The following is a 26159-nucleotide window of genomic DNA, read 5'->3' as shown; positions in this document are numbered from 1 at the left end:
GAGCATGAGGACTATCCTCATCAAGAAATGGCACACAGGCGAAGCCGATACGTGTGCCATTGTTTACTCTTGCCTTTACTAAAAACATATCCTAATAAAAAATTAATTCAAATTAATAAAAAATAATCCAGCAGCTTATCGCTTTTTATTTTTTAAGATCTATTAGCTATTGCAGTTTTTTAATTTTTTGCAAGAGTGATAAGTAACTAAGGATGGTACTTATGAATATACAAAAACAAATAAGAGCCTTTACTGTTTCAGATGAAGAAGCAGTACAGGCATTTGAAAAATTAACGCAGAGATACAACTTACAGAACCGAATAATTGACAGATTTATTTATGTTATGACACAGGATTATTCTGAAATTTGCGAAGAGCTTTATGAGCGTGGTGAGTTATCCCACGATCAACAATCACGTTTTGAATGTTTATTGCTTAAGATAAAAAGACAGATAGTTCGGTTTTGTATAGAAGGTGCTGAAACGAAAAAATTATCAGCTAAAATAAATAGATTAACTGATCTTTTTAAAAGATTAAAAAAGTTTATGTCTCCAAAAATGAGAAAAAGAGTTAAAGATAATATTTTTAATTTACATGTAGATTTGAAAAGAAAATTTGAACAATTACAACTTGAAGCAATGGATCTAGCAGCAATTGAGTCTGAACATCAAGTATTAATGGAAAGATTAGCACCGAACCATCCAACATTTATATGGTACAACTCGAAGTCTAAAAGTTATGAGTTTAAGCGAATTGGTAAAAAGTATAAGAAAAAATAATTTATAGAAAATGTATATTAGCAATAACCATATTTAATCAGTAACGTTGTTAATCATAAAACAAAAAATACAGAAATAAAGGAGAGATCATTAAGTGTGTTTTTTGTTTTCTACGTAGTGCTAATTATTATTAACGAAAACCAATAATCTTTAAAAAAATAAATTTTTAGCTTACGGTCTTAATCTTAAAAGACTTTCGTGTGTTAATAAGTAGTATAAAACCTAAATGTTCAGTCTTTTTTACTTAAATTGGTTCCCTACGAAAATAACATGTTTAAGCGTTTTCTTCCTACGAAAATTACATTACACTGTTTTCCTTTGCTAAATTCATATCATATGTAGATGGAAATGTTATATAAAACGACCACTTTAAAAAATTTACCCATGCATAATGTGTTCAATAGAACTTGTATTTTTGAACCCGTGGTCAAAAACAACCAATCGTTACTTAGAAAAAGAGAATATTCCGACACAGTTTACAAGGTTCTTATAGAAGGTTGTTACCTAAATTGTAGTGTTGATTATCCACTGTTTGCAATTTTAATCGCTCAGTATATCAATAACGTGATTGATGAAGTTGATAATCCTATAATCACAACTATACCTTTAAGCATAATTGTTGACTCTATCGGTGTTTCAGGTGCAGGTAATCGAGATGCTAATTTTAAAAAAATTTATGGTAGCTTAGCTCGATTAGAAAATACCAAAATTTCATATATGAACCAAATATCTAAAAAAGTGGTTGAGGGAACATTAATTATTAACTCTGATTTAGATTTTAAAAATAAGTCGTTAACTGTTCATTTTACGCAATTAATTTTAGATTTATATAATCTAGAGTCGATAAAAGAATCTGAAGTAAAATTTATGAACATCCAGCAATTAACCGAAATAGATACTGAGGGAGCAAAGGCACTATATAAGTTTCTAGTAACTCAATCTAAAGGGTATATAGATTTTACTTTTGAGCGTCTCTCAATGGTTTTAGGTTATCACTATAGGACTGTAGCAGGTAAGAGAAATGCAAAACCAGAAGAGAGAAAAATACCGCTTAAAGATTCGAAAAAACGTGGATATATAAAAGAGGCATTAAACATCTTGAAAAGTAATGGAATGATTGCTGATTTTCATTACTATGCAAAACTTGGCCACTACAGAATGCTACAAACGGAGTATTATCCCGATATTGTTCAAGATATAGATATTCACAAGCTAAAATCAAATATAAAACAAATTAAGCAAGTTAAGTTCAAAAAATCGAAATCGGCTCAAGATGATGATTTCCCATTTGATCCAAAGAATAATTAGATTAATTGAGAAGCAGGGCATGCTTTCATGCAAAGAATTGAATACAAAAGAGCAAAAGAAATTATTCAGGCAGAAAATATCTAGGTTTAATTATTAACAACTTACTGATTTTAATATTTTATTTTAGGTGTACAATAAAATGTATAACAAAGAATTCACTTAAGTAGTGAATTCAAAAGGACACAATCGAATGGATTCAATCAGTAATAACCCTGATGTTACAAGCTTAATAGTAAAATGGTCAGAGGGTGATAAACATGCTCAAGAGCAACTTTATTTATTTTCATACCAAAAGTTTAAAGAACTAGCTCGTAAAGTAAAAAATAAAGTAGTGGAAAAGCACGGGGAAGAGCAATTTTCTTTAATGGATGTTGCCGCGAATACAACTTCGCTTGTCCATGATGCTTATATAAAAATAAGTCAAAGTAAAGAAATTGACCACCCATCCCGACAAGCCTTTTATAGTCATTTTAGCCAATCAATATATTCTATTTTAATTGACCATTCTCGTAAGTTGCTTGCTGGAAAAAGACAGAATAACTATCAAAAAACAGATTCATCTCATCAAATTGAAGAGAAAGAAGTGATTCAATTGGAACGCTTAATTGAACTCGATTCTGAATTGAAATTTCTAGCTAAATCACATAGCAGACAAGTCAGAACTTTTTTACTTAAATACGTTTGTGCGGTGCCTCATGCTGAAATAACCGATATTCAGCAAGTTTCAGCATCCACGGTTGAAAAAGATTTACTGTTTGTTAAAAGCCAACTATCCAATAAACTTTCAAAATAAGAATAAGAATAAGAATAATAATAAATGAATAACCTATATCAATACTTTAGTGAATTAATTTCACTGACTTCAGATGAGCAAAAAAAATATTTAGATAATAATATTTCTGATAAAACTATCCGAAAAGCATTAGAGTCTATGTTATCTAATCAAGCATTCGATTTTACGGCATTATTTTCAGATGGTATGTCACTGAGTAATGATTTGGTAAATGGTGATAACTTTATAGGCCAGAACATTGGCAAATATGAAATTACATCATTGATTGGTCAGGGAGGCATGGGTTGCGTATTTTTAGCTAGTCGTGTTGATGGTGAGTTTGAGCAACAAGTTGCTATTAAGGTTATTCCTAAAGAGTTATTTCAACAAACCTCAGAGCAATACTTAAATCATGAAGCGCAAAGCTTAGCTCAACTAAACCATCCCAATATCGTGCCTATATTTGATGCAGGAAAAACTGATCAAGGTGCGGTTTATATTGTAATGCGTTATTTAGATGGCTTGTCATTAAATCACTATATCAAACAGCACTCTCTTGATGATAATTTAAAATTAAAACTGTTTATTAAATTATTAGATGCTGTAAGTCATGCTCATGCAAACCAAATTATACACCGAGATATTAAACCTCAAAACATTCTGGTTGATAAAGAAGGTGAACCATCGTTAGTTGACTTCGGTATTGCACGTTTAATTGATGATGGTACAAACCCTATTAATCAAGCATATTTAAAAGCTTTATCTTTTGCCTATGCCAGCCCTGAACAAAAATCAGGCGGTAAAGTTACCACTGCTTCGGATGTTTTTAGTCTAGGTCAGGTGTTAAAATTTATCATGACAGAGCAAGATCCAAATTTATTAATAGAGGAGGATTACACCGATAAAAAACTGCCTGAATCAATTAAAGCTATCATTAAAAAAGCGACTTGTGAAAATGTGGCGCAAAGATATGAAACAGTCGCCCAGTTTAAACAAGACATTATTTTATTTATACAGAATAAACCGACCCAAGCTTATGAAAATAAATTACACAACTTTAAGTTGTGGTTTAAACGCAATAAAGTTGCTATAGCTGCTTCTGCTGCTATTTTTACAGCAATTACCTTGAGTGGCGTTAAAGTTTATAGCTCATCCGTGGAGACACAAAAACAGGCTATTTTAGCTGATGCTAATTTAAAGCTTGCTGAAAACATGCTCAAGCAAGTGGATGTGAAACTTTCAACAGAAACAGAACGTCAGCAATCATTAGTGGATGTTGCACAAAGTATAAATATTAAATTATTACCAGAAAAACAGGCTGTTAGATTAACCAAATCACTGGCTGATGCATCTAAAGCAATCGGTAATTATGATGCATATAAGGTATATGCTAATAACCTATACCAACTTACTCAAGGTAAGAGTGATTATAAAATAGAGCATGTTTTAGCGAGAAAAATGCTGGTAGAAGTGGGCGTTTTATATCAAAAATTTGACCAAGCTAAACTAAATGTCATTGCTTTAGTAGAGCAGATAAAAGAGCTTGAGGATAAAAATGATCCAAGGTTAATTGAATTATTGGATTGGGAAATGAGAACACTTGATCCTTATTTAGTCAAATATGCTCTTAAGGTTTACCGTGACATCAAACCATTTTTATCTGCAAAAACCACCATTCAGCAACTTAATATACAAATGTTTGATACGTATGAATTGACTGCAAAAGGTGAGTTTATGGTGGCTATTAAATCATCAGAACAAACATTAACATTTGCTCAAAAACATATTAAGGATATTCCGATCCGTTATTGGGTGAGGCAGTTGATTATGTGGGATACCATTCAAAACGCACATGATGAACCGTCAGACTTTAGTTTATTTGAGGCTAATGTGATGAAAGGTCTAGATGATATGGAAGTCTTGCTAGATAAAAATCACCCCGTAGTAACAGCACTTGCGTTAACTGTTATTAACCGTCTCTCAGCTCGTGAAAATAAAGCAATAAACAGTTTAATTGAGCATTTTAAAGACATTAAATTAGAAGCGTTAGTGCCTTTGTTTCAAATTGATAAAGGCATACAAGATCTCAATACTTATATAGACAACTCTCAGTATGAAAAAGCGTATAGCTTAATTCAGGTTTTATCTGATCGCATCCCATTAGCATCAGCGGATTCTATTCCTTTATATCAAGTTTTTTCATACTTTGTGCATGACTTTAGTCGTTATGACTTAGTTTATAACAACCACTACAAAATAATAAAACTCGCAGAAAAAAATAATGACTTATCAACATCTTCTCATTACAACTCTGAGCTTTGTTATTTCCTCGTTAGTAAAGGAGTCGGTAAAGTAGAAAATAACTGTAAAAAGGCTGTTGATGATGCGGTTGCGCTATATGGAGAAGACAGCTTTTGGACATTAGAAGCCAAAGGCACAATGTTGAAATATTACCGAACAGCTAAGATGACAGATCAAGCAAAAGAGTCATTTGAAGAACTTTATGCAGCTAAAGATAAATTTAAAGGTACTTGGAAAATGGCATTGATGGCTAATTTTGTTATGTATCATCTGGGTATTGATGAAGTTGAAAAAGCGCGCATTTTTTTAGATGAATATAATAAAGTAGTTGTTGAACTTTCTCGTAAATACGGCATTGTGCAAAGACTTTATAATTCTCATGTAATGCATGCCGAAGGGCGTGATGATGAGGCAAGAGAAGCTATATCAATTGATATTTCTAAGTTTTGTAAAATGTGGCCTTATGACCATTCGGGATTAAAAGAAATCAGACGCTTCAAAAAAGAGCTTGGTATAGAGCCATTTGATACTTGCCCTAATGCAACAAAGTGGGAAGATATTGTAGAAGACGAAAATGTTATAAATCAGATTTATTCACTGTAATTGCTTATAGTAGTAATTGCTTGTAGTAGCTAAAACTTGAACTGTCACTTTGGATCTATAAGTTGGAATGAAACCTGACAGTCGCAAAAGCCACCATTGCTTTCTAGAATCACAAGTAATGGTTTTTCTTATATAATTTGTATTGTCTAAAGTTTTGAACCATAGTTTAAATACAAATAAACAAGGAATGTTTTACTATGAATCAGGATGAATTTGATCGTTTAAACCACCTCTCAGAAAAAGCTCTTCAAGAAATGGCTACCGATAATGAATTAGAAGAATTCTCTCAACTGCTGAATGATTGGAATCTATCTGTAGAGTTGAATTTATTTAGTGGCCTTCATAATAATATTCTTAAAAGCGACTAACATCATTTTTAAGCCATACAATGAACATTTCATAAAACACAGGTTTTACCTATCCAACAATTCATCCAATGACTGGCAACAACGCCACCATAGCCGTCAGTCATTATTAAACTTATGTCTTATTTACTCATTTCTATTTACTACATTTTTTAATCAGTACATTATAGTGTAATCGTTCGTGATTTAGCTTATTAGAAGGAACTAGGTATATGAGTGAAATGTTAGAATTAACTCTTTCTTACAATGGAAATGATGCAAATAATCATGAAATAGATCTTTACGATGTATCGCAAGCATTGATTGGTTTTCAAAGAACCTTAGCACTGACAACACACCTCGTTCTTAATAATAAAATAATTACCCAAGCTCCTGCATTAAAGAATGCCAAAATATTAGCGTCACCAGCGGAAGAAGGAAGCTGGAAAATAAAGGCTGGTGTTGTACTTACAGGAGCTTACTTTGCTACAACTATCCCACAAAATACTGTATTAGGTCACGTTGTCTTTTCTTTGTATGATTATGTCGTTTCCGAAAGCTTGGGGTTTCATGTGGATTTTAATAAGTCCTTAGGTAAGTTGTATGAAGAAAATCAAGTTAACAATTTAAATATACCAATCATAAAGCAACATCAAGCCGACTCTTTAATAGAAAAATGTTCTACGGCAATTAAAGAAATTCATAGACCAATATTTAAAACAGAATCAGCAACATCAGCTTCAATTACAGCCAAACTTGGTAATAGTATCAAACCTATTAATGCTAATTTTTCGATCGATTCGTATAACTATATTGATGAAGTATTTGCGTAATATCATGAAGCCGATCGGTCAATACTATTCAAGCCGATCACTTTTTTGTCTGCCAGTAGACCTTAGTAAAATCTAACTTGAGTGATCGCCATCAGTCAAGGAATTTAGTTTTTTTCGCATCGATTCGCCTTTTAATTCCAACTTTATTGCTCCGTGAACAAGCCGATCTAGGATCGCATCAGCATGTGTCGATTCTCCGATCATTTCATACCAATTTTCTATCGGTAATTGGCTGGCAATTAAGGTCGATTTTGTGTCATATCTCGCATCAATTAATTCCAGTAAATCACTGCGTTGTTGAGCTGTTAATGGCTCTAATCCCCAATCATCTAGGATCAGTAAATTGGCAGAGCTAAGCTTGTTGATCAGTTTTCGATAACTACCATCGGCTTGCGCTAAGAACATCTTTTCTAATAGCTCTTTAAGCCTAAAATAATAAACGCTACTCCCTTGTTGGCAGTGGTTTTGACCAAGAGCACAAGCGAGGTAAGTTTTGCCACACCCCGTTGCTCCCGTGATCAAAATGTTTTGGTGAAGGCGTAGCCATTCACCTTGTGCTAATGAACGGATCTGAGTTTTATCTAGTTGTCGTGCTGCGCCATAGTTGAGTTGAGCAAGCGTACCGCCAACTCTGAACTTTGCTTGTCGAGTTAGGCGGTCAATTTTACGCTGATCACGCTGAGTTATTTCATGGTCAAGCAATAAGCTTAGTCGCTCTTCGAAGCTTTGTTCAACGTAGAGATTGGGTTGCTCATATTGCTGCAATAGTGCATCACGTATACCGCTTAGCTTTAAGTTACTTAACTGGTTATTGACTTGTTGATTGATATTTTGCATAAGATTTCCTTTGGTTTGTTAGTTTTGATTAATGGTAATAGTTGTTGCCGCGGATATTTTTATGATCAATATCTTGTAGTAAATCACCTTGAGCTTGTGGCAAGGGTTGCTTATCCAAGCCCTTTTCTAAAATGTTTTTTACTTGTTTTACGCGAGTAACACCTGTGGCTAATGCGCGATGACAGGCTGCTTCAAGACGTTGGTCAGTAAACTTCTTACCTAGGCTTAATAACCCCATACAAGCACGGTAGCTTTGCTCTGGATGCTTTTTAGCTTGCATCAATTGCATAACAAACTGCTCCGTTGAACCACCGAACTTAGCTGCCCAACGTTCGAACCGTTGTGGTGACCATTGCTGCTGCTTTTGATGAGCTATTGGCATATGTAGATCAAGCGTGGTGTGTGCACCTTCTCGGTGTGATCTTGGGTGAACGGCTACTTGAACACCCTGATGGTAAAGTGTCACCAGTTGACCTGTGGCATGGGCTTCAAGCTTTTGTTTGATCAAGGTATGAGGTACTGAGTAGTAGTGTTTTTCAACTTCGACATGATAATCAATATGCACGCTTACTTGTTTGACTAAGGTGTAACTGTAAGCCTGTGTGGGTAGTGGTTTGAGAGCAGGTTTATCAATGGATTCAAACTGACTGAGCCTTGAACCAGGGTGCTTCTTCATTTTCCGCTGGTTTAAGTCGACAAGCAGTTTTTGTATCTTTAGGTTTAATTGGCGCAAGCTAAAGAAGCTTTCATTGCGAAGCCGTGCCATTATCCAGCGTTCGACAATTTGCACACCCACTTCTGCTTTGGCTTTATCCTTGGGCTTATAAGGTCTAGCAGGCACAATGACCGTATCATAATGTGTCGCCAATTGTTGGTAGGTTGGATTTAAATCAGGCTCATATCGACAAGGTTTAGTTACCGCACTTTTTAAGTTGTCAGGGATTACCAGCTCTGGCACACCACCAAGAAACTCAAAACAGCGAGCATGACTCATCACCCAATCTTCTAGCTTTTGGCTATACGTTGCCTCCGCATACGTATAATTAGATGCGCCCATAACTGCGACAAACACTTGAGCTGTACGGTATTCACCTGTACTAGCATCAACAATATTCATAGTTGGGCCGCAGTAATCAACAAACAGTTTTTCACCTGCTTTATGGTTTTGTCGCATGGACGGTTTTTGACATTTAAGCCATGCCTTGTACTGTCGGCAGAAGTGGGTGTAACTGTAAAATCCTTCCTCGTGTCGCTCTTTGTATTCTTGCCAAAGCAGCAATAGCGTCATGGTTTTGGGTCGCAGCTCCTGCTGAACTAACAACCAGTCAGGAATACTAAAGCCTTTTAGTCGGGGCTTTGTTTTGAAGAATGCTCGTTGCAGAGAATGATCATCCCATTTTTCATCAAGCGGCCAGCAAGTGATACCTAACTCTGCTGATTTACAGGCATATTTAGAAACAATTGAAGGTGAAATAGATAAGCTGTTTGCTATCTTTCGATGACTGAGTTTACAGTCGTATTTTAGTCTTAAAATCTCTTTAAGTTTACGCATTGAAATAGGTGCCGTTGGCATGGTTATTCTCATCATCAAAAATGAAAAGAATAACGGTTAGAAACACCTACTGGATAGACAAAAATGAGTATAAATTGAACGATACCATTCAAGCCGATCACTCAATACCATTTTGACCAAAAAGTGATCTGCATCGATGGTATTGAGTGATCGCGATGGATAGTATTAAGTGATCGGCTTAGATGGTATTAGGTGATCGCGATGCATGAGAATATGCAGTATTCATGAATACAGCACCTTGTATCATAAAAGGTAGGATTTCTAGTTACAACAGTAACACTTTTAAGGGGCGAATATATTCGGCTGAAGAGGGGCGTCCCATTTCCTTCGAGCTACAGCCATCGGCAAAGGGTGACTATTCACTACAATTAATAATTGCGAGTTTAAGTGCATATACACGAAATAATTTTGATGATGAATGGATAGATTTATATTGTGTCGTGCATAAAATAACAAGCAGGTCAGGTCAACTCAAAAGCTACAAAATAACTTCAATCAGTCATGATACAGCTAGTCTGGTTACTCAATAAAGTGAATAGTTAATGCATTGGTCAACTACATGGGTTTTAAACCGATACTGTTATGTCATTTTGCATAACTAAGTGAATATAAATTGGAGTTGCTTTAACCTAATGACTCAACAGAGATGACTTTATTATATACGTCGTTGTTATTTATAAGGTTTATTAATAAAGGAATGAAATGTTTTTACATAGTTTAAAATTAGATAACTTTAGAAGATATGAAAAACTAGAGGTTGAGTTCAATTCTGGTTTAAATTTATTAGTCGGTGAAAATGATTCAGGCAAGACGGCGATCGTTGATGCGATTAAATATGTGTTAAACACTCAAAGTTATGAGTATTTCAGACCTTGCCTAGAGGACTTTTACTTAGAATCAAGTAAAGGTGAATCCCAACGAACCACAGAATTTCGCATTGAGTGTACATTTAAGGGATTTGATAAACACGAAGCAAAGCACTTTATTGAGTGGCTTGGTACAGATAATGACAAAAAATATTTTTTAAATGTATGGATTTCAGCTTCAAGAAAAAATGGTAGGGTCTTTTACGATTTTAAAGCGGGTAGTGACGATGAAGGGTCTACAATTCATGGCGAAGCTCGTGATTTGCTAAGAGCAACATACTTAAAACCACTTCGTGATGCTGAGAGCGAACTAACACCTAAGAAAGGCTCTCGCCTATCTCAAATACTTTATAACCATGATATTTTCGAGGATGAAGAGAACAATAGATTACTTCGAATAATGTCCTTAACTAATAAGGCCATCGAGAAGTTTTTTACAACACATAAAGGGAAAGACTTACTTGAAGATATAAACACATATCTTGATGGTTTCTCCCTTGAAAACAACAAACTAAATTCAAGGTTTAATGTAAGTGATAGCTCCCTAAAATCTGTTTTAGAGAAACTATCTCTCAAACTATTCAATCAGCCTCTATCTGAGAACAACAACCATGGTCTTGGTTCACATAACCTGTTGTACATAGCCGCAGAGCTATTACTACTAAAAAAGAGCACCTATCAAGGTTTGAAATTGGGACTAATCGAAGAAATTGAAGCTCATTTACATCCACAAACACAAATCAGATTAATTGAAGCTATCCAAAAAATTAGTGATGATAGTCAAATTCAATTCATACTCACAACACATAGCACTAGCTTGGCGTCTAAAGTCAAATTGAAAAGTATAATCTTGTGCAAGGGAGGGAACCTTTATCCAATGGGCAAAGAGTACACGATGCTGAGGGAAGGAGACTATCTATTTCTTGAACGTTTCCTTGATTCAACTAAGTCTAATTTGTTTTTTGCTAATGGAGTGATTCTAGTCGAAGGAGATGCAGAAAACATTCTTTTGCCTTCTTTTGCAAAAAAACTAGGTCGTGACCTTTCACAACATGGTGTTTCTATCGTAAACGTTGGTAGTACAGCATTTTTACGCTATTCAAATATCTTCTTGAGAAAGGATGACAAAAAGTTAAATCTCGATATTTCATTGATAACAGATGTAGATGTAAAACCGTCTATTCATGAAGATAAACAAACCAAAAATAAAAAAGACGCAGAAGGGGGGAATATTAAAGATGGAGAAGGTAAGAATATTAAAGTAGATATGACCCCAGAAGAAATTGAAGCTAAAAGAATAATGACAGCTCAAGACATTCGAAATAAATTTGAAGCACCAGTAACTACTTTTGTTGCACCTCATTGGACTCTTGAATATAGCATTGCTAAAAGTTGCTTGAGTGAGTTATTCCACCAAGCTGTTTATATTTGCCATAAAACAAAGTCAAAGGACTATGTATATCAAGAAGATGAAAAGGTGATATTCATTGAAGATGCGAAAGTCGAATTTAAAATGTGGAAAGATGAATTAAGCGATGATGAAATAGCTTACAATATCTATAAGAAAACCATGCTCGACAAGCAGTTATCAAAAGCTGTAGTAGCTCAAGTTTTCGCAGATTTGATCATTGACGCTGACTTTGATGGCGTAGAAGCAGATGAAAACCTTTCCTATCTTGTAGATGCTATTAAGAATGTGACGGGCAAATAAGTATGAACTTGATAACAGATCAAGATATTTTAGATGTAGAGAAAAAACTATCCTTAAAGTTTGATGACGGAAGTAAGGCGTTTATCAAATGTGCTGTTACAAAAGATATACAGGCTTGTCCTGGCGCAGGCAAAACTACTTCTCTGGTAGCTAAGCTGGATATACTTGCTTGCAAAATGCCATTTCCGAATAAAAGTGGAATTTTAGTTCTGACTCACACCAATGTTGCTGTTGATGAGATCAAACATAAGCTCGGACTTAATGGGAGTAAACTTTTAGGATATCCCAATCATGTAGGTACATTTCAATCTTTTGTGAATAAATACTTGGCAATCCCAATGTATGTAAAACTTTTCGGTAAAAAACCGAAAACAATAGATTCTGAAATATTTCATGAAAAGTTAGTTTCTTTAATGACCTCTCATTGGATAGGAAGGATTTTATTAGAGCGATGCCAAGAGAATAAGTTTAAAAATGTTGAGAAATTTCTTGATAACTTGGAGATACATGACACCAAAATTTCGTTAAAGCTATCTGGAGGAAGGGAAAAAATAATGGTTTACAGCAAAAAGCCATTTTATGCCCAAATGAAATCTTACCTTAAAAATCAAGTTGTAAATGAAATAATCTCAAGAGGTTATTTGACATATAATCATTGCTATGAATTTGGAAAATCATACTTAGAAGAAGTTCCTGAGATAGCGAGTGTCATTAGTGCAAGATTCAAATATGTTTTTGTTGATGAGACACAAGATACAGATAATAAACAATTTGAACTGTTGAGAATGATTTTTGAAAACTCGGACTCTATCATTCAAAGAATTGGTGATAACGACCAATCTATATTCAATTTTGAAAGTTCAGATGTATTGACATGGGATGTCGATGATGATCATATTAATATACCAAACACAAAGAGATTATCGCCAAAAATATGTAAGGTCGCCAGCAGTTTTTCAATAACAGACCATAAACTTATTAGCTATAGCAAAGTAGAAATTGATCCTGTAGTCATAGTATTCGATGATGAAGATATTGATGAAGTCTTACCTAAATTTGCAGAGTTAATTAAGAGTCACAACTTACATTTGGAAGATAACCCTATATTCAAAGCGGTTGGAAATATAGGAAAAGTTAATGATCGTCATACAATACCGAGCTATGTTGATTCACATACCGTAAAACCTCCTGAATTAGTCGGTGGAGACAATCTTAGATATATACTTTCCAATAGTCACTGTGAAGTTACGCCTTGCTTTATTAATAATATTTATTGGAACTTGCTAGTTCAATACGTTGATGAAATAGGGATAAAGAATGAAGATAAGGCTTTTTCCGTAAGGACATTAATACACTACATTAAGCTCAATAGTAAAGTGCTTCACGATGAACTCAAACTAAACTCTCTTAATATATTTGAAGAATTGCCCTATGAGACAGATCTTAATCTATACCTTGAAAAATCAATTCAATCTCTTGCTAAATTCTTAAATTTTAAGTACGAGAAAACTCTACTAACCAGCTTACTTATAAATTATAGACCAGCAAAAATTAAAGAAGAACCAAATAAAACTTCATTCATTGTTGACGGTTCACCTATAGATATTTATTTTTCAAAAATACATAAAGCTAAAGGAGAAACCCATACTGCAACTTTGATTTTGGAAACATATAATAGAACCTACGACTTACATCAACTTTTGCCACTTTTAAAAGGAAAACGTCAAAAGAGCGCTATAGCAAAGAAAAAAGTGCTTTATGTGGGCATGACGAGGCCTACACACTTACTATGTTTCGCAATTCACAGGAGTTTTACTAACTCAGCCAATAGCCTAGTCAAATTAAGTGATCAAGATTTGGATCAAATTAGAGAGAATGGATATAAAGTTATTGTTTTAAATAAAGAATAACTTTATATGGTTTGTTACATACTACATATTTGTTTAATATTCTTTAAAGTTGATATGAAGATCTAATACGATCGGCAGCTTTGAGCTTAATGCTGGCAGTCAGATTGAGTAAACCCTGAGGTTTTGAATTGTTAGGTCTAGTCTGAGTTAATACAAATTACTTCTTTATCATCCGATCCCACAAAAGTGAGTGTTAGATTAAATACACTCACTTTTAATAATAAATCATACCTTAATAACCTATACCATTAAATTATCTAAATGATTTTACGGGTTTTTATTTAAAATACGTACCTTCCTCTATCGCTCCACTTTTTATAAAATATCTTTGTTGACTAAAAATGATTATTTATAAAAAAAGTTAGATAAAACAATAATAAATTAATCTTTGTTTTCTGTTGTATCAAAATAATTTTCATTAAAAAATTGATTCATATCAACGGAATATTCTTGAGCAATAAGAAATAGCTGATTTGCATTAATGCTATTTTGACCTGTTTCGAATTTTGAATATTGTTGGTTAGTAATTTCTAAAATATCAGCAAAGCATTGTTGGCTTTTTCCTAGCTTCAAGCGTAGTGATTTTAGGTTTTTACAGATTAATTCATCAGCTTTAACACTATCAATTTTTTGCATTTTTTATAATTTAATCAGTCTATTATTGACAGCTAGACTAAATTTATTTATAAAGTAACGCTCCAACCCTAGGTTGGAGGTTGTTTATTTATAACAAGTTTGTATAAAAACAACTAAAAAACACTATTTTATTATTCATGGAGAGAACATGCTTAAACTTTTAATCCCCGTTTTATTACTTAGTTCTGGCTTAACTTTAGCTCAGACACCAAAAACAGTATCTGATGTAGTCCAGCTCCAAGGCTCTTACAACGCAACGATTGAGCAAGTACAAAAAAATGTGGTTAATATGTATGTGCCAGATGGAGGAGTGGCTGTGCTTGATATAACAGGACAAGATAGGTTTTTAAGCTATACAAAAAATACTACTTACATGAAGGTAGAAATAAAATCTTCAGGAAAAACCGTTGCCATTAAAAGTGATGTCGATGATGGATATACCTATTCTCTTGCCGTTGAAACACTATGTGGACGTTCAATTTCCGTTAACATTATTGGTATTTCATCAAAAAACACGCCCGATAAGATAAAACCTAAACTACTTATTTCAGCGCCAAGCTGTTAATTAATTTCTTCAATAGCGCCTTTCAAAAATTAATGATTTATTACAGGAATAGATGAAAATATGGAAAATCAACAACTGATTAATTACAACCGAGCCGATGCTTTGAATCACTTTAAAGTGATGAATAAACTAGGTGCTACTTTTTTTATTCTATTTTTAATTGGCGCATTTTTACCTTTAGCAAATTTAGGGGGCTGGTCTAAAGAAACTTTTAACCTCTATACCCTTGCTGAGCCAGTCTTTCTAATAGTTCTGGCTGCAAGTGGTGCTGTGGTTTATTTAACTGGCATAAGTCGTTTTACAGGCCGAGTAATATCGTTATTATTTACAGTACTTGTTTTAGGCTGGTTTTTATCACAACTCTACGATATCTATGATTTAGCAAAAAGTGCTAGAGAATTACGAGGACGTGATTTTGAATGGAAACACTTTGCTCGCTCATTTAAAGAAATGATTGGGGCATTGCCAATTCGGGGCAGGGATCTTGTTTCACCTGCTAGTTTTTTATTAGCGTTGTCTTTTGTTGGTATTACAGCGTGTATATTTTCTCCTCGTTATAAAGAAAACAAACAATTTAAATCATCAATTCTAGGTCAGCCAATTGAAGAAAGTGATTCAACCTCAACTGTAGATAATACAGAAGTTAATAGTGCTAAAGCATCTTCATTTGTAACCAAACTAAAAAGCACATTTAGCTTAGCCATTACAAAGGCTATAGCATTCATCAAATATGCTTATCAAATCGTTAAACCCTTAGTTAATTCACTGCTAGATAAAGGTGCAGATATTATTTGTAAACAACAACCCAGCTTGAAACGTGAACAAGTAAAAATGGCATTATTTGGCGTAATGGTGGTTCTAATTTATCTCATCATTTTTTGATTTTTAAATAATCTATAACGAATGAAAAAATATAATAAAGGACTGGTTTATGAAATGTATAAAAACACTTGGTTTGGCTGCTATAACGTTATCTCTTACGGCATGTGGTGGTATTAAAAGCCAAGAGGATATTGCAAAAATGTCACCAACAGAAATCGCTGTACTGGCGTGTAATGCATATAAAAACATTGAATTAGAGCAGCTTCAGTTTTTATTTCCTGAAAAAACGTACAAAAGATTTGTTAGTAAGACAAGTAAGTATCCAGAGAAGTTTGCTGCACATGTAAAAGATGCAAATTGTGAAGTTAAAAATACAGAATCAATAACCTATAAAAAGATAGATTCGACTCGTATTATTTTTGAAAAATTCGATGCTATTAAAGTATTTAAAGTAGATGGTCAGTATCAAATAGCAGTAGAAGGATAAGCTCATAATGAAAAAAATAATAATATTATCGGTTTTAGCAATCTTAGTATTAAGCGCTTGTGGCGACCCAAAAGACGAAGCCAGTGAAATAGCACAACAAGCGTGTATTGCCGATAAAAATAGCGATATAGACACCTTAAGTGACTTGATGAACGATGAAATGTTTGAAATGAACAAGGCCATGCATGAAAGCGCGGATCCGCTAATGAAAAACATATTAAAAATGCTTAACTGTGATTTAAAAAACACGGAAGCATTAGAAGGTGGTGGTTTTGTCGTCAGCTTCAAAAAACACAATAGTTATGAAGTTAAAGAGATTGATGGTGATTTAAAAGTTGTTGGTGAACAGTATTACTAAATTTACTTAGCTTTGTTTTTTATGGTAATTGTTTGAAATTAAAAATGATTATTATTCATTTTACGTTTATCATTGCTGTCTATATTGGACTGGAAACTCTCCAATAATGATAGGGACTTTCCACTTAAAGGATTTAAAATGTATAAAAAAGTTATGCGTTCTGCACTATGTATATCTCTCATGGCAACATCGGCATTTGCAACAATGGCAACAGCAGATGTTGTTCAAGATTTCACACAAGTTCATTATTTTGGTAATGAAGTTGAAACTCAATATATCACCGATGCTTTAGCTCCTTATGGCTTATCTCGTTGGAATAACGCAAGTCCTTTAGGAACTCCTGTTACCGTTTATTATGCTTTTGCAGGTGAAGAACTTGGTTATATTTCTCCAAGTGATGTTCAACGTAGTTTTCATCAATATGAAAAAGATGCAATTGTTGAACAATTAGATGATGTTATGAGCTTTACTAACATTACTCTTATTGAAACCACTGATATTTCTATTACCAATTTTGTATTTAGAATTAGTGCTGGTGAAGGTAATGGCGCATCTTTACCTCCACAAACTCCTAGTGATACTGGCTATAAAGCAGTCTCTTTTAGTGAAAGCCATAACTTACGTTATTTAAACCCTGATCGTGAAACCAATTATGTACGCTATGAAACTTATGATGTTGATTATAAACATGATATTTCTCGTTCTAAATGGTTTGTTGCTCATGAAATTGGTCATGTTTTAGGATTGTTTCACCCATTTAATGTAATTGGTAGTAATGCAGCACCTTTTCCTCTTGATGATGAAGATAATCATCAATTTAATACTGTAATGTCTTACCAAATTGGTAATGTTAGTTCTGAGACATATAGGTCTTCAGGTTTTAAGATTTATGACATTATCGCTTTACAAAATCTTTATGGTGTAAACGCAGATAACAAATTAGAAGATACTCTTTATGAATATGATGATACTTATAGTTTTCATCAAGTAATTGCTGATGCTGGCGGTAATGATACTATTAGTGTTGAAAATAGCGAAAGAGATAATGTTATTGACTTGCGTAGTGGCAAATTTAGTTCAATTGCTCCTAACTATGTAGGTTTTTATGAAATTTGTGATGATGGTTCATCTACTGGTTGTGGTGATAATCCACACGAACATTTAAACCGTAGTCATAACAGTTTGTCTATTGATATTAACACTGTTATTGAAAATGCAACGGGTGGTACTGGTGATGATACTTTAATTGCTAACTCAGTAGCTAATACAATGAATGGCGGTGATGGCACAGATACAGTAATGTTTGCAGGTACTAAAGCTGATTACACTATTGATTTTATTGATGCTTATACAGTTGTAGTTACTTCGATTGCTGATACGGACGATGAAGATACACTAACAGATGTTGAGTTTTTAAACTTTGTTACAGACTTTTCAGACCTTAGTACAGCAGAAGTTGTTAATCTTAATCAAGCTCCTGTAGTTACCTTAGCAGAAACTATTACAGTAAGAGAGACATTACAAACAACCATTACAGCAACGGCTGTAGATGCTGAAAATGATGCTCTTACTTATACTTGGACTCAACTTGATGGTACAGATGTTACTTTAACAAATGCTGATACATTAAGTGTTACCCTTACTGCTCCAAGTGTTGATGCTCAAGAAACAATTACTTTACAATTAGAAGTTACAGATAGTGTAAATACAGTAACAAGTTCTATCTCAGTTGTAGTTATCCCTAACACTGTACCAGTTATCACAGATGTTACGGCAGACCAAACTGTTGATGAACGCACAGCAGTTACACTAACAGTTACTGCAACTGACGCTGATAATGATGCTTTAACCTACCGTTGGACTGTAGATGGTGCAACAGTAACACTAACTGGTGATGATAGTGACACTGTTACATTTAATGCTCCAAGCGTTACAAGTACAACAACATTAACAGTTACAGTATTTGTTTCAGATGGTATTGATGAAGTAAGTGAAACAAGAACTGTTACAGTGAATAATACAGATGTAGCAGTTGTTGAACCACCTAAAAAAGAAAGTAGTGGTGGTGGCTCTTTTGGTTATCTTCTCTTGTTAGTTGCAGGATTGAGATTATTTAAAAAATAAATTTAAAAAATAAATATAAAAAACATATTTAAAATAATTTTTTAATTAAAGGCACTTCATTTTAGAAGTGCCTTTTTTATTGTCTTAAATATAATTAAAAGCAATTATCTGTATGATTATATAGAATTTAATTACTTTTATATATTTATTGAAAAATACTAATTATTTATTGGTTTTTCTATAGACAGATTGCTTTTTAGATGTACTCTTCTTTTTACGAAGACTAATTTACTGACAATATACAAAGCATTAATTTATTTAATAGAGGTTATAAAAGTTGTAAAAATAGGCTTCCTTTTAATCAAACAAAAGGAAAATATTAATGATTAACAAAAAAAATATGGTGGCAAAAAATTTATTAGAAAAGTTCGAAGTAAAAAATAATGCAGATGGCAAAAAGATCATTATTTGCCAGCCACTGACTCACCTCAAAAGCTTCATCCGACAAGTTCATGGCGAACTCTTACCTGACGACTTTATATACAAAATCATATATGACTGCATTGAATCGGTCGCTAATGGAAGCGAATGTTTAGACAGCGTTCTTGAAGAAGTTAAAGCTGATATCAATGTTTACAATCTCACTGAATGGTCAGTTTCAAATAGGCTGAGAATATATTTAGTTAATGACACTTTGAATGAATATCAGGGGGATAATTACGTAGAGTTATTACATTTAGCGCAAGCAAGTGAAATCGAGTCCATATGTGATCAGACTATTAATTACCTTGAAATTATTTCAGATTAGCGTCAGTTGTTACATATAAATGGGTAATGAAATAGTTACCTGTTTATTGAGACTAAACTTATTGCTATATAACTTTTTAGTAGAGAAATTATTAATCTTTGAGTTTCCAACCGCAACCAATAACTTCCAGAAAATGGCTGCGGCAGTTTCACATATTATAGATCAAATAAATAGCAGATATGGTAATGGCATACAGAGAATTACCAATGAAGATAAAGCTGATATATGGCAAATGAAACGTAACTTTTTATATCCTAGCTACACTTTTTAAATGGCGGGATATTTTCATTATCGTGTTACACGACTGATTAGTAACGAGTTTTTTTATAAAGCGATTGCTTTTCATATTTAGATCTTGTATACTTCTACACGTTAGAGATGACTTGCAAACTTATCTCTAAAAAACATATGGAGCTAATTACTCCGACTTGAACATTCCAAAAAACTGGAAAAATAAATGAAAGACATAATGCTAGTTAGCATAAATCAGGAGGTGTACAGACCGTTGAGGTAATCTGTGCCATAAGCCTTCTATTACCTAAAAATAAGGCTATAAAAATGAATAAAAAATTAACTCCTTCTATATTCACAAATCAAGATGATAGTGAATGTCAAATTTACTCTTTTCAAGAGTCAAATAAAAAACTTGAACCAATCGATCATTTAAACGCTTTAACTAAACGTTATCCTCAGGCATGGAAAATGATTGATACTGTGCGTAAGCATCCTATATATGGTTCAAAAACCAGACCTGCTTGGTGTTTTGCTCCTGTAGAAGCATATGATGCTGTTTCAACGATTTACAAAGAATTTGAAAATATTCAGAGTATTACTTTTGGTGTGGTTGAAAAGCTCGCTGCGCTTGCCCCGTGGCGGCTGACCAAGAGTATCTACGAGTATGAGTCAAGTGTTTATGAATCAATAGGTAAAAATGAATTAAAAGGCAATATCCCAGTTGCAGTGCTTCATAGGATACCAGAATGGTCTGTTTATATTAAAACCCCCAATTTTATGAACATAGATGGGTTCTTTGCTCACTTAGAATACGATCATGTGAGAGATAGAACACAGATACGTTTTTTGCTTGATATTGAAAATGATTTATTTCCGCTAACTATGCATTTAGGAGAATGGACAATTAAAGAAGGGCTTAATCGTTTTTTTGTTGAATCTTCAAAACAACATAATGAGATTGACTGTGAAATATTGCGTAAAGAGATGGTAGATGAAAGATTACCAATTGTTCAAAAATGTCTTTCATTGCTGTTATATCTTTGTATTGACGAACCCGACATTGAAAGAATTCAAAATCAACTGCCATGCAGACCTCGCGTTAAAAAAGGGAAGAAAAATCAAACTCTAATACCACCTAAGCATTCTACAGTATGGCAAGTTGGCAAAAGACTCGCGAAACAAATAATTATTCCTGAGGAAGCCAAAGGTAAATCTCACAATAGCCCCACACCACATATTAGGCGTGGTCATTATCACGGTGTTTGGACAGGTAAACGAAATAGCCCTGACCGCAAGTTTATCTATAACTGGTGGCACCCAACGGTAATTAATGCCGCTGCATAAAATTAACTAGTAAAGCTAATGAACAGCTAAAAATCTAGATAATTTAAAACGTAAATAATCAATAACAGCAATTCAGCAGAAGCCTGAATAGGGTTTCTGCACCCAAAATTAAACAAAAACACAAAATAATGGAGAATATTAATATGAATAATTTAACTAATGAGCAACAGCAACAAGATTTTTTAGTAAAACAGTGGTCTAAAATTTCAAAAAATAAACAGATTGATCTTTTGATTACATTCCTTGAAGAAGGTTTTTCTAATGATGATGTTTTTTATTCATTATTTAGTGAAAAATCCTATAGCGTCAATAATGAAAACATTGATGAGTTTATAAATAAGCAGTTAAATCAAATAGAATACCCAGATTTTGATAAAACCATTATTTGCTTAGAAACGCCTAATTCTGGACATGTCTATTTATATGAATCTACATATCTACAATTAAGTGAAAGTTATGATTTCGAATTTATGTTACCAGTTCTGAAAGCAATTCAATGTATCGGTGCGGATGATAAAAACAAGCTAATAGAAGAAATACGTTCTCAATTATTAGAACAATCCGTTCTGGAGTCAGATACAAACAGTTTTAGCATCTTTGATGATTTTAAAGCATTAACAAAATCTTTAATTAATGAATCATTCAGTAGACATACATATCGTTGTGGCTTATTGACCGCAGTAACAGAATTTCGACCAAGGAATATTAATGATGATGACTTTGCCGAATTAATGCAGTTGCTTTGTGCTCATAATTTAGTAAGTACTTTTAAATTGTCAAATTTTCAAAAACATAAAATATGGGTCTTTGAAAATGAATGTAAAAATAAATTAATTGAGCAGTATACAGATGACGAAATTCCTGAAGGGGATGTTTCACATAGTAATGAAGATGAGTTGTATGAACATATTTCTGAGTATGTGTTTGGTTCTGAATTTGAGAGCGACTTTTCACGTAATGTGGGTTTCTTGGATGAGTTATGTACTGATGATGGCTACAGTATGCTTTTTAATTGCGACAAAAATATTGATATTGATTACATGCGAGGTAGTCAGCATGACATCACAGATGGAGTCGTAGAGGCTATTCTGTCCTGTAATACCTAAAGCCTATGAAATTATAGTTTGTAAGCTGTCTGGATAAGATGGATCTTTCTAAATGTCTGATTATATAAATTATTAATAACGCTAATAATCAGCGAAAGACTTAGATAATTTAAACGTAAATAAATAATAACAGTAATTCAGCAGAAGCCTGAATAGGGTTTCTGCACCCAAAATTTAACAAAAACACAAAAATACAACGGAGAATATTAATATGAATAATTTAAGAAAAGATCAACAACAAACATTTTCAGCCATTTTGGAAGAAATGAGTAAATTATTACGAGAAGAATTAACTAATGAAGTCAATTATAGGCTTCAACCAGATCACAAGTTATCAAAACTGAATTCACTTAAGTTTCTAGAAGAGTGCCGAAGCAAAATTGACGCAAGTATTTATGGTGACGCGAAAGAAATATTATTAAAGAAACTCAAAAATGTTGATGATGGATATCTGTTGGAACAGCAACAAGCAACTTTTACTCAAATAGTAAATTTTTTGGATAAAATAGTTTTCGAAGCTTTAAATTGTTTTGATGTCGACAGAACGCTTAAAGCATATGAAGATTTTGCAATAAAAGGTGAAATGAAATTCATTAATCAGATTCAAACAATGAAGTTTGGGAATACTGATAGGGAAATATTTTGTCAAATTATCACTGAAGATGATGCAGATATGCAAATTGAATTTATTGTTCGAAAAAACAAGCTAACTTTGAAATTTAAAAGTTTTGTTTTTTATCAAGTTACTGACGATGACGTGAAGTCTAAATTTGAACATGAATATTCATTCGAACCACCAAGAACATTGTTTCCAGCTATTGAGGATCGCTTAATTGAGATACACAACAAATTACCAAAGCACATAATTAAAGTAAGTCATACGGAAAATAATGAAGAAAATTATATTCATTACTGTGATTTACCGAGTATTGCACAAATATATCTTGATGAAAGTTTCAATCAATTGGATTTTGACTCTTATGATGAGTTTAAAACATTATTTTTTAATGAAATCAGTGATTACGAGATAATTGATTATGAAGACGGTTATGGTTTTTTATTTGAAAATTTATTAGATTCAAACCCAAAATTATTAATCGAATCACTGACGCTTGTTCCTAACAATTTGCTAAAGCCTTCTTTGAACGAATTCACACAAGACTTTATTAATGGCACTAAAGTCGATCATTTTATTGATGTGTCACTCAGCTCAGTTAAAGAAAATTATGATATTGATGAATTTGACGATGATATTAAAAAAATTGAAGAGAGAATTGCGGAACAATTTATTTCACTTTACGTATTGGAAACGAAAATATTGCTCAAATGCTATGAAATAAATGGGGAAAAGTTTGATTTTGATAGTGAATTAATTTTAAAAGTGTTGAAGAAGCAGATCAGATTGGCTGCGCTTTCTTGGTTAGAGTTTGAGGTTAATGAAAATGCTGCTAATCAGCAAGGAGCGAAATAATGCCAATAAAAATGATAAAGCAAGACGCTCAGATACTGGTTATTACCCCATATTTAGCAAGAGTTAGTACTTATTTAAAAAATTTAGGTAACGCTAAATGGGATGCATCACAACAAGGTTGGCTTATTGATGCTGATTTTGAGAATGAAATTAGCCAAAAACTGATAAAAACATTTGGATCAGACGGTAGTACAGAAGTCGAAACAGTGAGTGCTTATGTTACTTTCACCGAAAATAAAATTGAGAAGAGAAAACCAATTGGAGTTGCTGGGCTTGTTTTTGCTAGGGCTAATGGCAGAGATGGTGGAGCAACAACAGGAGAGGGGGTTGCATTACTTGAGGGAGAAATTTCTTCAGGTGGCTCTGCAAAAAATTGGGAATCTATTGTTAAAGAAGGGGCTAAGTTCAAAGTAACAAAGTTAATAAAAACACTAATTAAAGACATAGAAAAAGTAGATGGTATTGAACTTGAAATTATTAACGAATCTATGATCAAACCTAATTCAATATCTACAATGTCAAAATATAACGATGCTGAATTACTAGAAGAATGCAAAAAAAGAGGGCTATTAAATTCGATAGAAAATAACAAAGATAATGGTTATATAAAATACAGTAAAGATCAGGATATTGCGGTAGAAGCTTTCTTCAAATTAGCTAAAGGGATTGCAGAAAAAGAACTTGTAACTTTAACAGAAACAGAAGTTACTCAAATTAAAAATACATTTGGTATTAATTTATGGGAAATCACCGTAGCTCAGAATATTGTTAAGAAATATATTCAAGGCAAGACAAATCCATTACTAGAAATTGCATTTAGATCGAAAGGTAACTCTGATGTACATATGTCAAAACGTTACTTTGAGTTTCAGGTGAAAGAGACAAAACAGACTCATTATAATTTTGGGAAAAGTTTATCTATTGAAGATTTATTCAAGCAACATATTCAATCGGGTGAACTAAAAACAGAAAAAGAATTTTATAGTGATTCTTTAAAAACTTGGGAGTTAACTGGTTATTCACAATTAGATAAAGTTGAAAAAGTATTTGAATATAGTTTAGCGAGTGCAACAAGAGTGGCTCGAATCTCGAAAATAGAGCTAGATGTTATCGAATCAATTAAAAATAGAGTTTGATCCTTTTGTGTTTTTTTGAGTGTACTAAAAGACCTATGTTTGTGAACAGTACGAATAATATTAAATAAAGTGTTCTTAAGGTCTTGATTTTAAATAGTTACATGTAACAGTGATAGTAAGTAACTTTAAGGACACTTTATGAAAATAGGCTACGCAAGGGTAAGTTCAACTGAACAAAGTTTGGAGGTGCAATCACAGCAATTGGAAAAGATGGGGTGTGAAAAAATATATCAGGAGAAGATAAGTGGTAAGTCTGCGGATAGACCTGAATTAATTTCAATGATTGAGTTTGCTAGGGCTGGTGATGTTATTCATGTGACTAAAACAGACAGGTTGGCTCGTTCAACAATAGATGCATTACAAATAGCTAATAAATTAGAAACTAAAGGTGTTGGTTTGATCTTGCATGATCTCGGTGATGTAGATATCAACTCAGATATTGGTCGTGTTATTTATACGACCATTTCAGCATTTGCAGAGATGGAACGAAAACGCATATTACAACGTTGTGCAGAAGGAAGAGCACTAAAAAAATCTCAAGGAGGCCACTTAGGCCGTTACAAAAATGAAAAACTCCATTCTCAAATAAAAGATTATTTTGCTAAAGGAATGAATAAAAACTTGATATCTAAAACACTTGGCTGTTCAAGAACAACTGTTTATCGAGTTTTAGGAAACGAGTTTTAGGAAACGAGTTTTAGGAAACGAGTTACATTAATGCTACTCATTACGATTACACCTGAACCTTTAATTTCATGGGCGTGATAACTAGTCATCAAATAACAGTATCGGTATCTAAATCATGGAATTAAAAGTGATAAAGTTATATGATTTCAACTCAATGTAACTTATTAAATTATTATAAATTTTAAACGGAACTTTTATTATGGAAGAGATTAAATCTTACCATTCCTTAGCAAAGGATGCTGGCAATAAACTACGCGCTTATATTCTCTCAATGTCCACAGGTGCAACGGGTGTTTTTTTCCTTGCTCTTACAAAGTCTGATGTTAGCAAATTTACCCATTCTGAAAAATGGTTATTACTCTGTGCATTAATTGCCTTTGTAACCACTGTAGCTATTTGTCTATATGAATTACGCATAGATGCGAAAAGGTTTTTTGACTTAGCTAAACAACTTGAGAAACCAAAAGAAGATCAACAGTGGCAGTTAAATGAAAAGTATAAAAGGTTGAGGTATAAACTTATTCATTTTTCATATCTTACTCTCGGTATTGGAATGTTATGTATCAGCATCTATTTAGCTTTGAATATATTTAAAGCCTAGTTT

General features: G+C 33.2%; 24 protein-coding genes. 21 read left to right on the top strand and 3 right to left on the bottom strand.

Going from position 1 to position 26159, the window contains the following annotated elements; genetic code table 11:
* The first annotated feature begins 221 nt into the window (after nucleotides 1-221).
* The 6 genes from FGD67_RS03740 (at nucleotide 222) to FGD67_RS03715 (ending at nucleotide 6940) form a co-directional block, all read left to right on the top strand.
* Nucleotides 222-779: a hypothetical protein gene (locus FGD67_RS03740; protein ID WP_257173767.1), complete on the top strand. Its 558-nt coding sequence runs from the start codon at nucleotides 222-224 to the stop codon at nucleotides 777-779.
* Between the two features lie 348 nt (nucleotides 780-1127).
* Entirely contained in the window at nucleotides 1128-2087 is a 960-nt protein-coding gene (locus FGD67_RS03735; RefSeq protein WP_257173766.1) for a hypothetical protein, read from the top strand.
* A gap of 190 nt (nucleotides 2088-2277) precedes the next feature.
* Entirely contained in the window at nucleotides 2278-2880 is a 603-nt protein-coding gene (locus tag FGD67_RS03730; protein WP_257173765.1) for an ECF-type sigma factor, read from the top strand.
* A 24-nt stretch (nucleotides 2881-2904) separates the two neighbouring features.
* Complete coding sequence (locus FGD67_RS03725; protein WP_257173764.1) at nucleotides 2905-5763, top strand: serine/threonine-protein kinase; 2859 nt, start codon at nucleotides 2905-2907, stop codon at nucleotides 5761-5763.
* Nucleotides 5764-5960: 197 nt separating this feature from the next.
* Nucleotides 5961-6131 carry a hypothetical protein gene (locus tag FGD67_RS03720; RefSeq protein WP_257173763.1) on the top strand — a complete coding sequence of 57 codons (171 nt, stop codon included), beginning with the start codon at nucleotides 5961-5963 and terminating at the stop codon, nucleotides 6129-6131.
* A gap of 209 nt (nucleotides 6132-6340) precedes the next feature.
* Nucleotides 6341-6940, top strand: coding sequence for a hypothetical protein (locus tag FGD67_RS03715; protein WP_257173762.1), 600 nt, complete (start codon nucleotides 6341-6343; stop codon nucleotides 6938-6940).
* Nucleotides 6941-7012: 72 nt separating this feature from the next.
* Here the strand turns inward: FGD67_RS03715 and istB are convergent, their stop codons facing one another.
* Together istB and istA are read right to left on the bottom strand one after the other, a co-directional pair.
* Nucleotides 7013-7777, bottom strand: coding sequence for an IS21-like element ISShfr5 family helper ATPase IstB (gene istB / locus FGD67_RS03710; RefSeq protein ID WP_257172029.1), 765 nt, complete (start codon nucleotides 7775-7777; stop codon nucleotides 7013-7015).
* A gap of 28 nt (nucleotides 7778-7805) precedes the next feature.
* Nucleotides 7806-9350, bottom strand: coding sequence for an IS21 family transposase (gene istA, locus FGD67_RS03705; RefSeq protein WP_257173761.1), 1545 nt, complete (start codon nucleotides 9348-9350; stop codon nucleotides 7806-7808).
* Nucleotides 9351-10052: 702 nt separating this feature from the next.
* Between istA and FGD67_RS03700 the strand changes: the two genes are divergently transcribed.
* Nucleotides 10053-11927 (top strand): ATP-dependent endonuclease, encoded by a 1875-nt coding sequence (locus FGD67_RS03700; protein WP_257173760.1) that lies wholly within the window; start codon nucleotides 10053-10055, stop codon nucleotides 11925-11927.
* 2 nt (nucleotides 11928-11929) lie between these two features.
* On the top strand, nucleotides 11930-13837 hold the full coding sequence (locus FGD67_RS03695) for a UvrD-helicase domain-containing protein (RefSeq protein WP_257173759.1): 1908 nt from the start codon (nucleotides 11930-11932) through the stop codon (nucleotides 13835-13837).
* Nucleotides 13838-14218: 381 nt separating this feature from the next.
* On the opposite strand, the gene FGD67_RS03690 is transcribed toward FGD67_RS03695, so the two are convergent.
* Nucleotides 14219-14473, bottom strand: a complete 255-nt coding sequence (locus FGD67_RS03690) for a helix-turn-helix domain-containing protein (protein ID WP_257173758.1) — start codon at nucleotides 14471-14473, stop codon at nucleotides 14219-14221.
* 148 nt (nucleotides 14474-14621) lie between these two features.
* On the opposite strand from FGD67_RS03690, the gene FGD67_RS03685 reads away from it, so the two are divergent.
* From FGD67_RS03685 to FGD67_RS03625, 13 genes are all read left to right on the top strand, one after another.
* Nucleotides 14622-15038: a hypothetical protein gene (locus FGD67_RS03685; protein ID WP_257173757.1), complete on the top strand. Its 417-nt coding sequence runs from the start codon at nucleotides 14622-14624 to the stop codon at nucleotides 15036-15038.
* A gap of 60 nt (nucleotides 15039-15098) precedes the next feature.
* On the top strand, nucleotides 15099-15920 hold the full coding sequence (locus tag FGD67_RS03680; RefSeq protein ID WP_257173756.1) for a hypothetical protein: 822 nt from the start codon (nucleotides 15099-15101) through the stop codon (nucleotides 15918-15920).
* Nucleotides 15921-15969: 49 nt separating this feature from the next.
* On the top strand, nucleotides 15970-16347 hold the full coding sequence (locus FGD67_RS03675; RefSeq protein ID WP_257173755.1) for a hypothetical protein: 378 nt from the start codon (nucleotides 15970-15972) through the stop codon (nucleotides 16345-16347).
* 7 nt (nucleotides 16348-16354) lie between these two features.
* Nucleotides 16355-16705 (top strand): hypothetical protein, encoded by a 351-nt coding sequence (locus FGD67_RS03670; RefSeq protein WP_257173754.1) that lies wholly within the window; start codon nucleotides 16355-16357, stop codon nucleotides 16703-16705.
* A 138-nt stretch (nucleotides 16706-16843) separates the two neighbouring features.
* The gene (locus FGD67_RS03665; RefSeq protein WP_257173753.1) at nucleotides 16844-18829 is read left to right on the top strand and encodes a M10 family metallopeptidase C-terminal domain-containing protein; all 1986 of its coding nucleotides are present in this window, start codon (nucleotides 16844-16846) and stop codon (nucleotides 18827-18829) included.
* Between the two features lie 322 nt (nucleotides 18830-19151).
* The gene (locus FGD67_RS03660) at nucleotides 19152-19577 is read left to right on the top strand and encodes a hypothetical protein (protein ID WP_257173752.1); all 426 of its coding nucleotides are present in this window, start codon (nucleotides 19152-19154) and stop codon (nucleotides 19575-19577) included.
* A gap of 19 nt (nucleotides 19578-19596) precedes the next feature.
* Nucleotides 19597-19848, top strand: a complete 252-nt coding sequence (locus FGD67_RS03655; protein WP_257173751.1) for a DUF4113 domain-containing protein — start codon at nucleotides 19597-19599, stop codon at nucleotides 19846-19848.
* Between the two features lie 287 nt (nucleotides 19849-20135).
* A complete protein-coding gene (locus FGD67_RS03650) occupies nucleotides 20136-21155 on the top strand; it encodes a hypothetical protein (protein WP_257173750.1) in 1020 nt (339 codons plus the stop codon).
* Nucleotides 21156-21298: 143 nt separating this feature from the next.
* Nucleotides 21299-22261 (top strand): hypothetical protein, encoded by a 963-nt coding sequence (locus tag FGD67_RS03645; protein ID WP_257173749.1) that lies wholly within the window; start codon nucleotides 21299-21301, stop codon nucleotides 22259-22261.
* A 211-nt stretch (nucleotides 22262-22472) separates the two neighbouring features.
* Nucleotides 22473-23732: a hypothetical protein gene (locus tag FGD67_RS03640; protein WP_257173748.1), complete on the top strand. Its 1260-nt coding sequence runs from the start codon at nucleotides 22473-22475 to the stop codon at nucleotides 23730-23732.
* A complete protein-coding gene (locus FGD67_RS03635; RefSeq protein WP_257173747.1) occupies nucleotides 23732-24868 on the top strand; it encodes a hypothetical protein in 1137 nt (378 codons plus the stop codon). Before FGD67_RS03640 ends, FGD67_RS03635 begins: the two co-directional genes overlap by 1 nt.
* A 138-nt stretch (nucleotides 24869-25006) precedes the next feature.
* Entirely contained in the window at nucleotides 25007-25555 is a 549-nt protein-coding gene (locus FGD67_RS03630; RefSeq protein ID WP_257173746.1) for a recombinase family protein, read from the top strand.
* A 199-nt stretch (nucleotides 25556-25754) separates the two neighbouring features.
* A complete protein-coding gene (locus FGD67_RS03625) occupies nucleotides 25755-26156 on the top strand; it encodes a hypothetical protein (protein WP_257173745.1) in 402 nt (133 codons plus the stop codon).
* Nucleotides 26157-26159: the final 3 nt, after the last annotated feature.

Source organism: Colwellia sp. M166 (genome assembly GCF_024585285.1).
Lineage (GTDB): Bacteria > Pseudomonadota > Gammaproteobacteria > Enterobacterales > Alteromonadaceae > Cognaticolwellia.
The sequence above is the reverse complement of the archived record's forward strand: the minus strand, read 5'-3'. Positions and strand labels throughout refer to the sequence as shown.

What these genes read in the sequence shown, in the direction of transcription:
- FGD67_RS03740 (WP_257173767.1), top strand. Translation starts at nt 222, where the DNA reads ATGAATATACAAAAACAAATAAGAGCCTTTACTGTTTCAGATGAAGAA.
- FGD67_RS03735 (WP_257173766.1), top strand. Translation starts at nt 1,128, where the DNA reads ATGTTATATAAAACGACCACTTTAAAAAATTTACCCATGCATAATGTG.
- FGD67_RS03730 (WP_257173765.1), top strand. Translation starts at nt 2,278, where the DNA reads ATGGATTCAATCAGTAATAACCCTGATGTTACAAGCTTAATAGTAAAA.
- FGD67_RS03725 (WP_257173764.1), top strand. Translation starts at nt 2,905, where the DNA reads ATGAATAACCTATATCAATACTTTAGTGAATTAATTTCACTGACTTCA.
- FGD67_RS03720 (WP_257173763.1), top strand. Translation starts at nt 5,961, where the DNA reads ATGAATCAGGATGAATTTGATCGTTTAAACCACCTCTCAGAAAAAGCT.
- FGD67_RS03715 (WP_257173762.1), top strand. Translation starts at nt 6,341, where the DNA reads ATGAGTGAAATGTTAGAATTAACTCTTTCTTACAATGGAAATGATGCA.
- istB (WP_257172029.1), bottom strand. Translation starts at nt 7,777, where the DNA reads ATGCAAAATATCAATCAACAAGTCAATAACCAGTTAAGTAACTTAAAG.
- istA (WP_257173761.1), bottom strand. Translation starts at nt 9,350, where the DNA reads ATGCCAACGGCACCTATTTCAATGCGTAAACTTAAAGAGATTTTAAGA.
- FGD67_RS03700 (WP_257173760.1), top strand. Translation starts at nt 10,053, where the DNA reads ATGTTTTTACATAGTTTAAAATTAGATAACTTTAGAAGATATGAAAAA.
- FGD67_RS03695 (WP_257173759.1), top strand. Translation starts at nt 11,930, where the DNA reads ATGAACTTGATAACAGATCAAGATATTTTAGATGTAGAGAAAAAACTA.
- FGD67_RS03690 (WP_257173758.1), bottom strand. Translation starts at nt 14,473, where the DNA reads ATGCAAAAAATTGATAGTGTTAAAGCTGATGAATTAATCTGTAAAAAC.
- FGD67_RS03685 (WP_257173757.1), top strand. Translation starts at nt 14,622, where the DNA reads ATGCTTAAACTTTTAATCCCCGTTTTATTACTTAGTTCTGGCTTAACT.
- FGD67_RS03680 (WP_257173756.1), top strand. Translation starts at nt 15,099, where the DNA reads ATGGAAAATCAACAACTGATTAATTACAACCGAGCCGATGCTTTGAAT.
- FGD67_RS03675 (WP_257173755.1), top strand. Translation starts at nt 15,970, where the DNA reads ATGAAATGTATAAAAACACTTGGTTTGGCTGCTATAACGTTATCTCTT.
- FGD67_RS03670 (WP_257173754.1), top strand. Translation starts at nt 16,355, where the DNA reads ATGAAAAAAATAATAATATTATCGGTTTTAGCAATCTTAGTATTAAGC.
- FGD67_RS03665 (WP_257173753.1), top strand. Translation starts at nt 16,844, where the DNA reads ATGTATAAAAAAGTTATGCGTTCTGCACTATGTATATCTCTCATGGCA.
- FGD67_RS03660 (WP_257173752.1), top strand. Translation starts at nt 19,152, where the DNA reads ATGATTAACAAAAAAAATATGGTGGCAAAAAATTTATTAGAAAAGTTC.
- FGD67_RS03655 (WP_257173751.1), top strand. Translation starts at nt 19,597, where the DNA reads ATGGGTAATGAAATAGTTACCTGTTTATTGAGACTAAACTTATTGCTA.
- FGD67_RS03650 (WP_257173750.1), top strand. Translation starts at nt 20,136, where the DNA reads ATGAATAAAAAATTAACTCCTTCTATATTCACAAATCAAGATGATAGT.
- FGD67_RS03645 (WP_257173749.1), top strand. Translation starts at nt 21,299, where the DNA reads ATGAATAATTTAACTAATGAGCAACAGCAACAAGATTTTTTAGTAAAA.
- FGD67_RS03640 (WP_257173748.1), top strand. Translation starts at nt 22,473, where the DNA reads ATGAATAATTTAAGAAAAGATCAACAACAAACATTTTCAGCCATTTTG.
- FGD67_RS03635 (WP_257173747.1), top strand. Translation starts at nt 23,732, where the DNA reads ATGCCAATAAAAATGATAAAGCAAGACGCTCAGATACTGGTTATTACC.
- FGD67_RS03630 (WP_257173746.1), top strand. Translation starts at nt 25,007, where the DNA reads ATGAAAATAGGCTACGCAAGGGTAAGTTCAACTGAACAAAGTTTGGAG.
- FGD67_RS03625 (WP_257173745.1), top strand. Translation starts at nt 25,755, where the DNA reads ATGGAAGAGATTAAATCTTACCATTCCTTAGCAAAGGATGCTGGCAAT.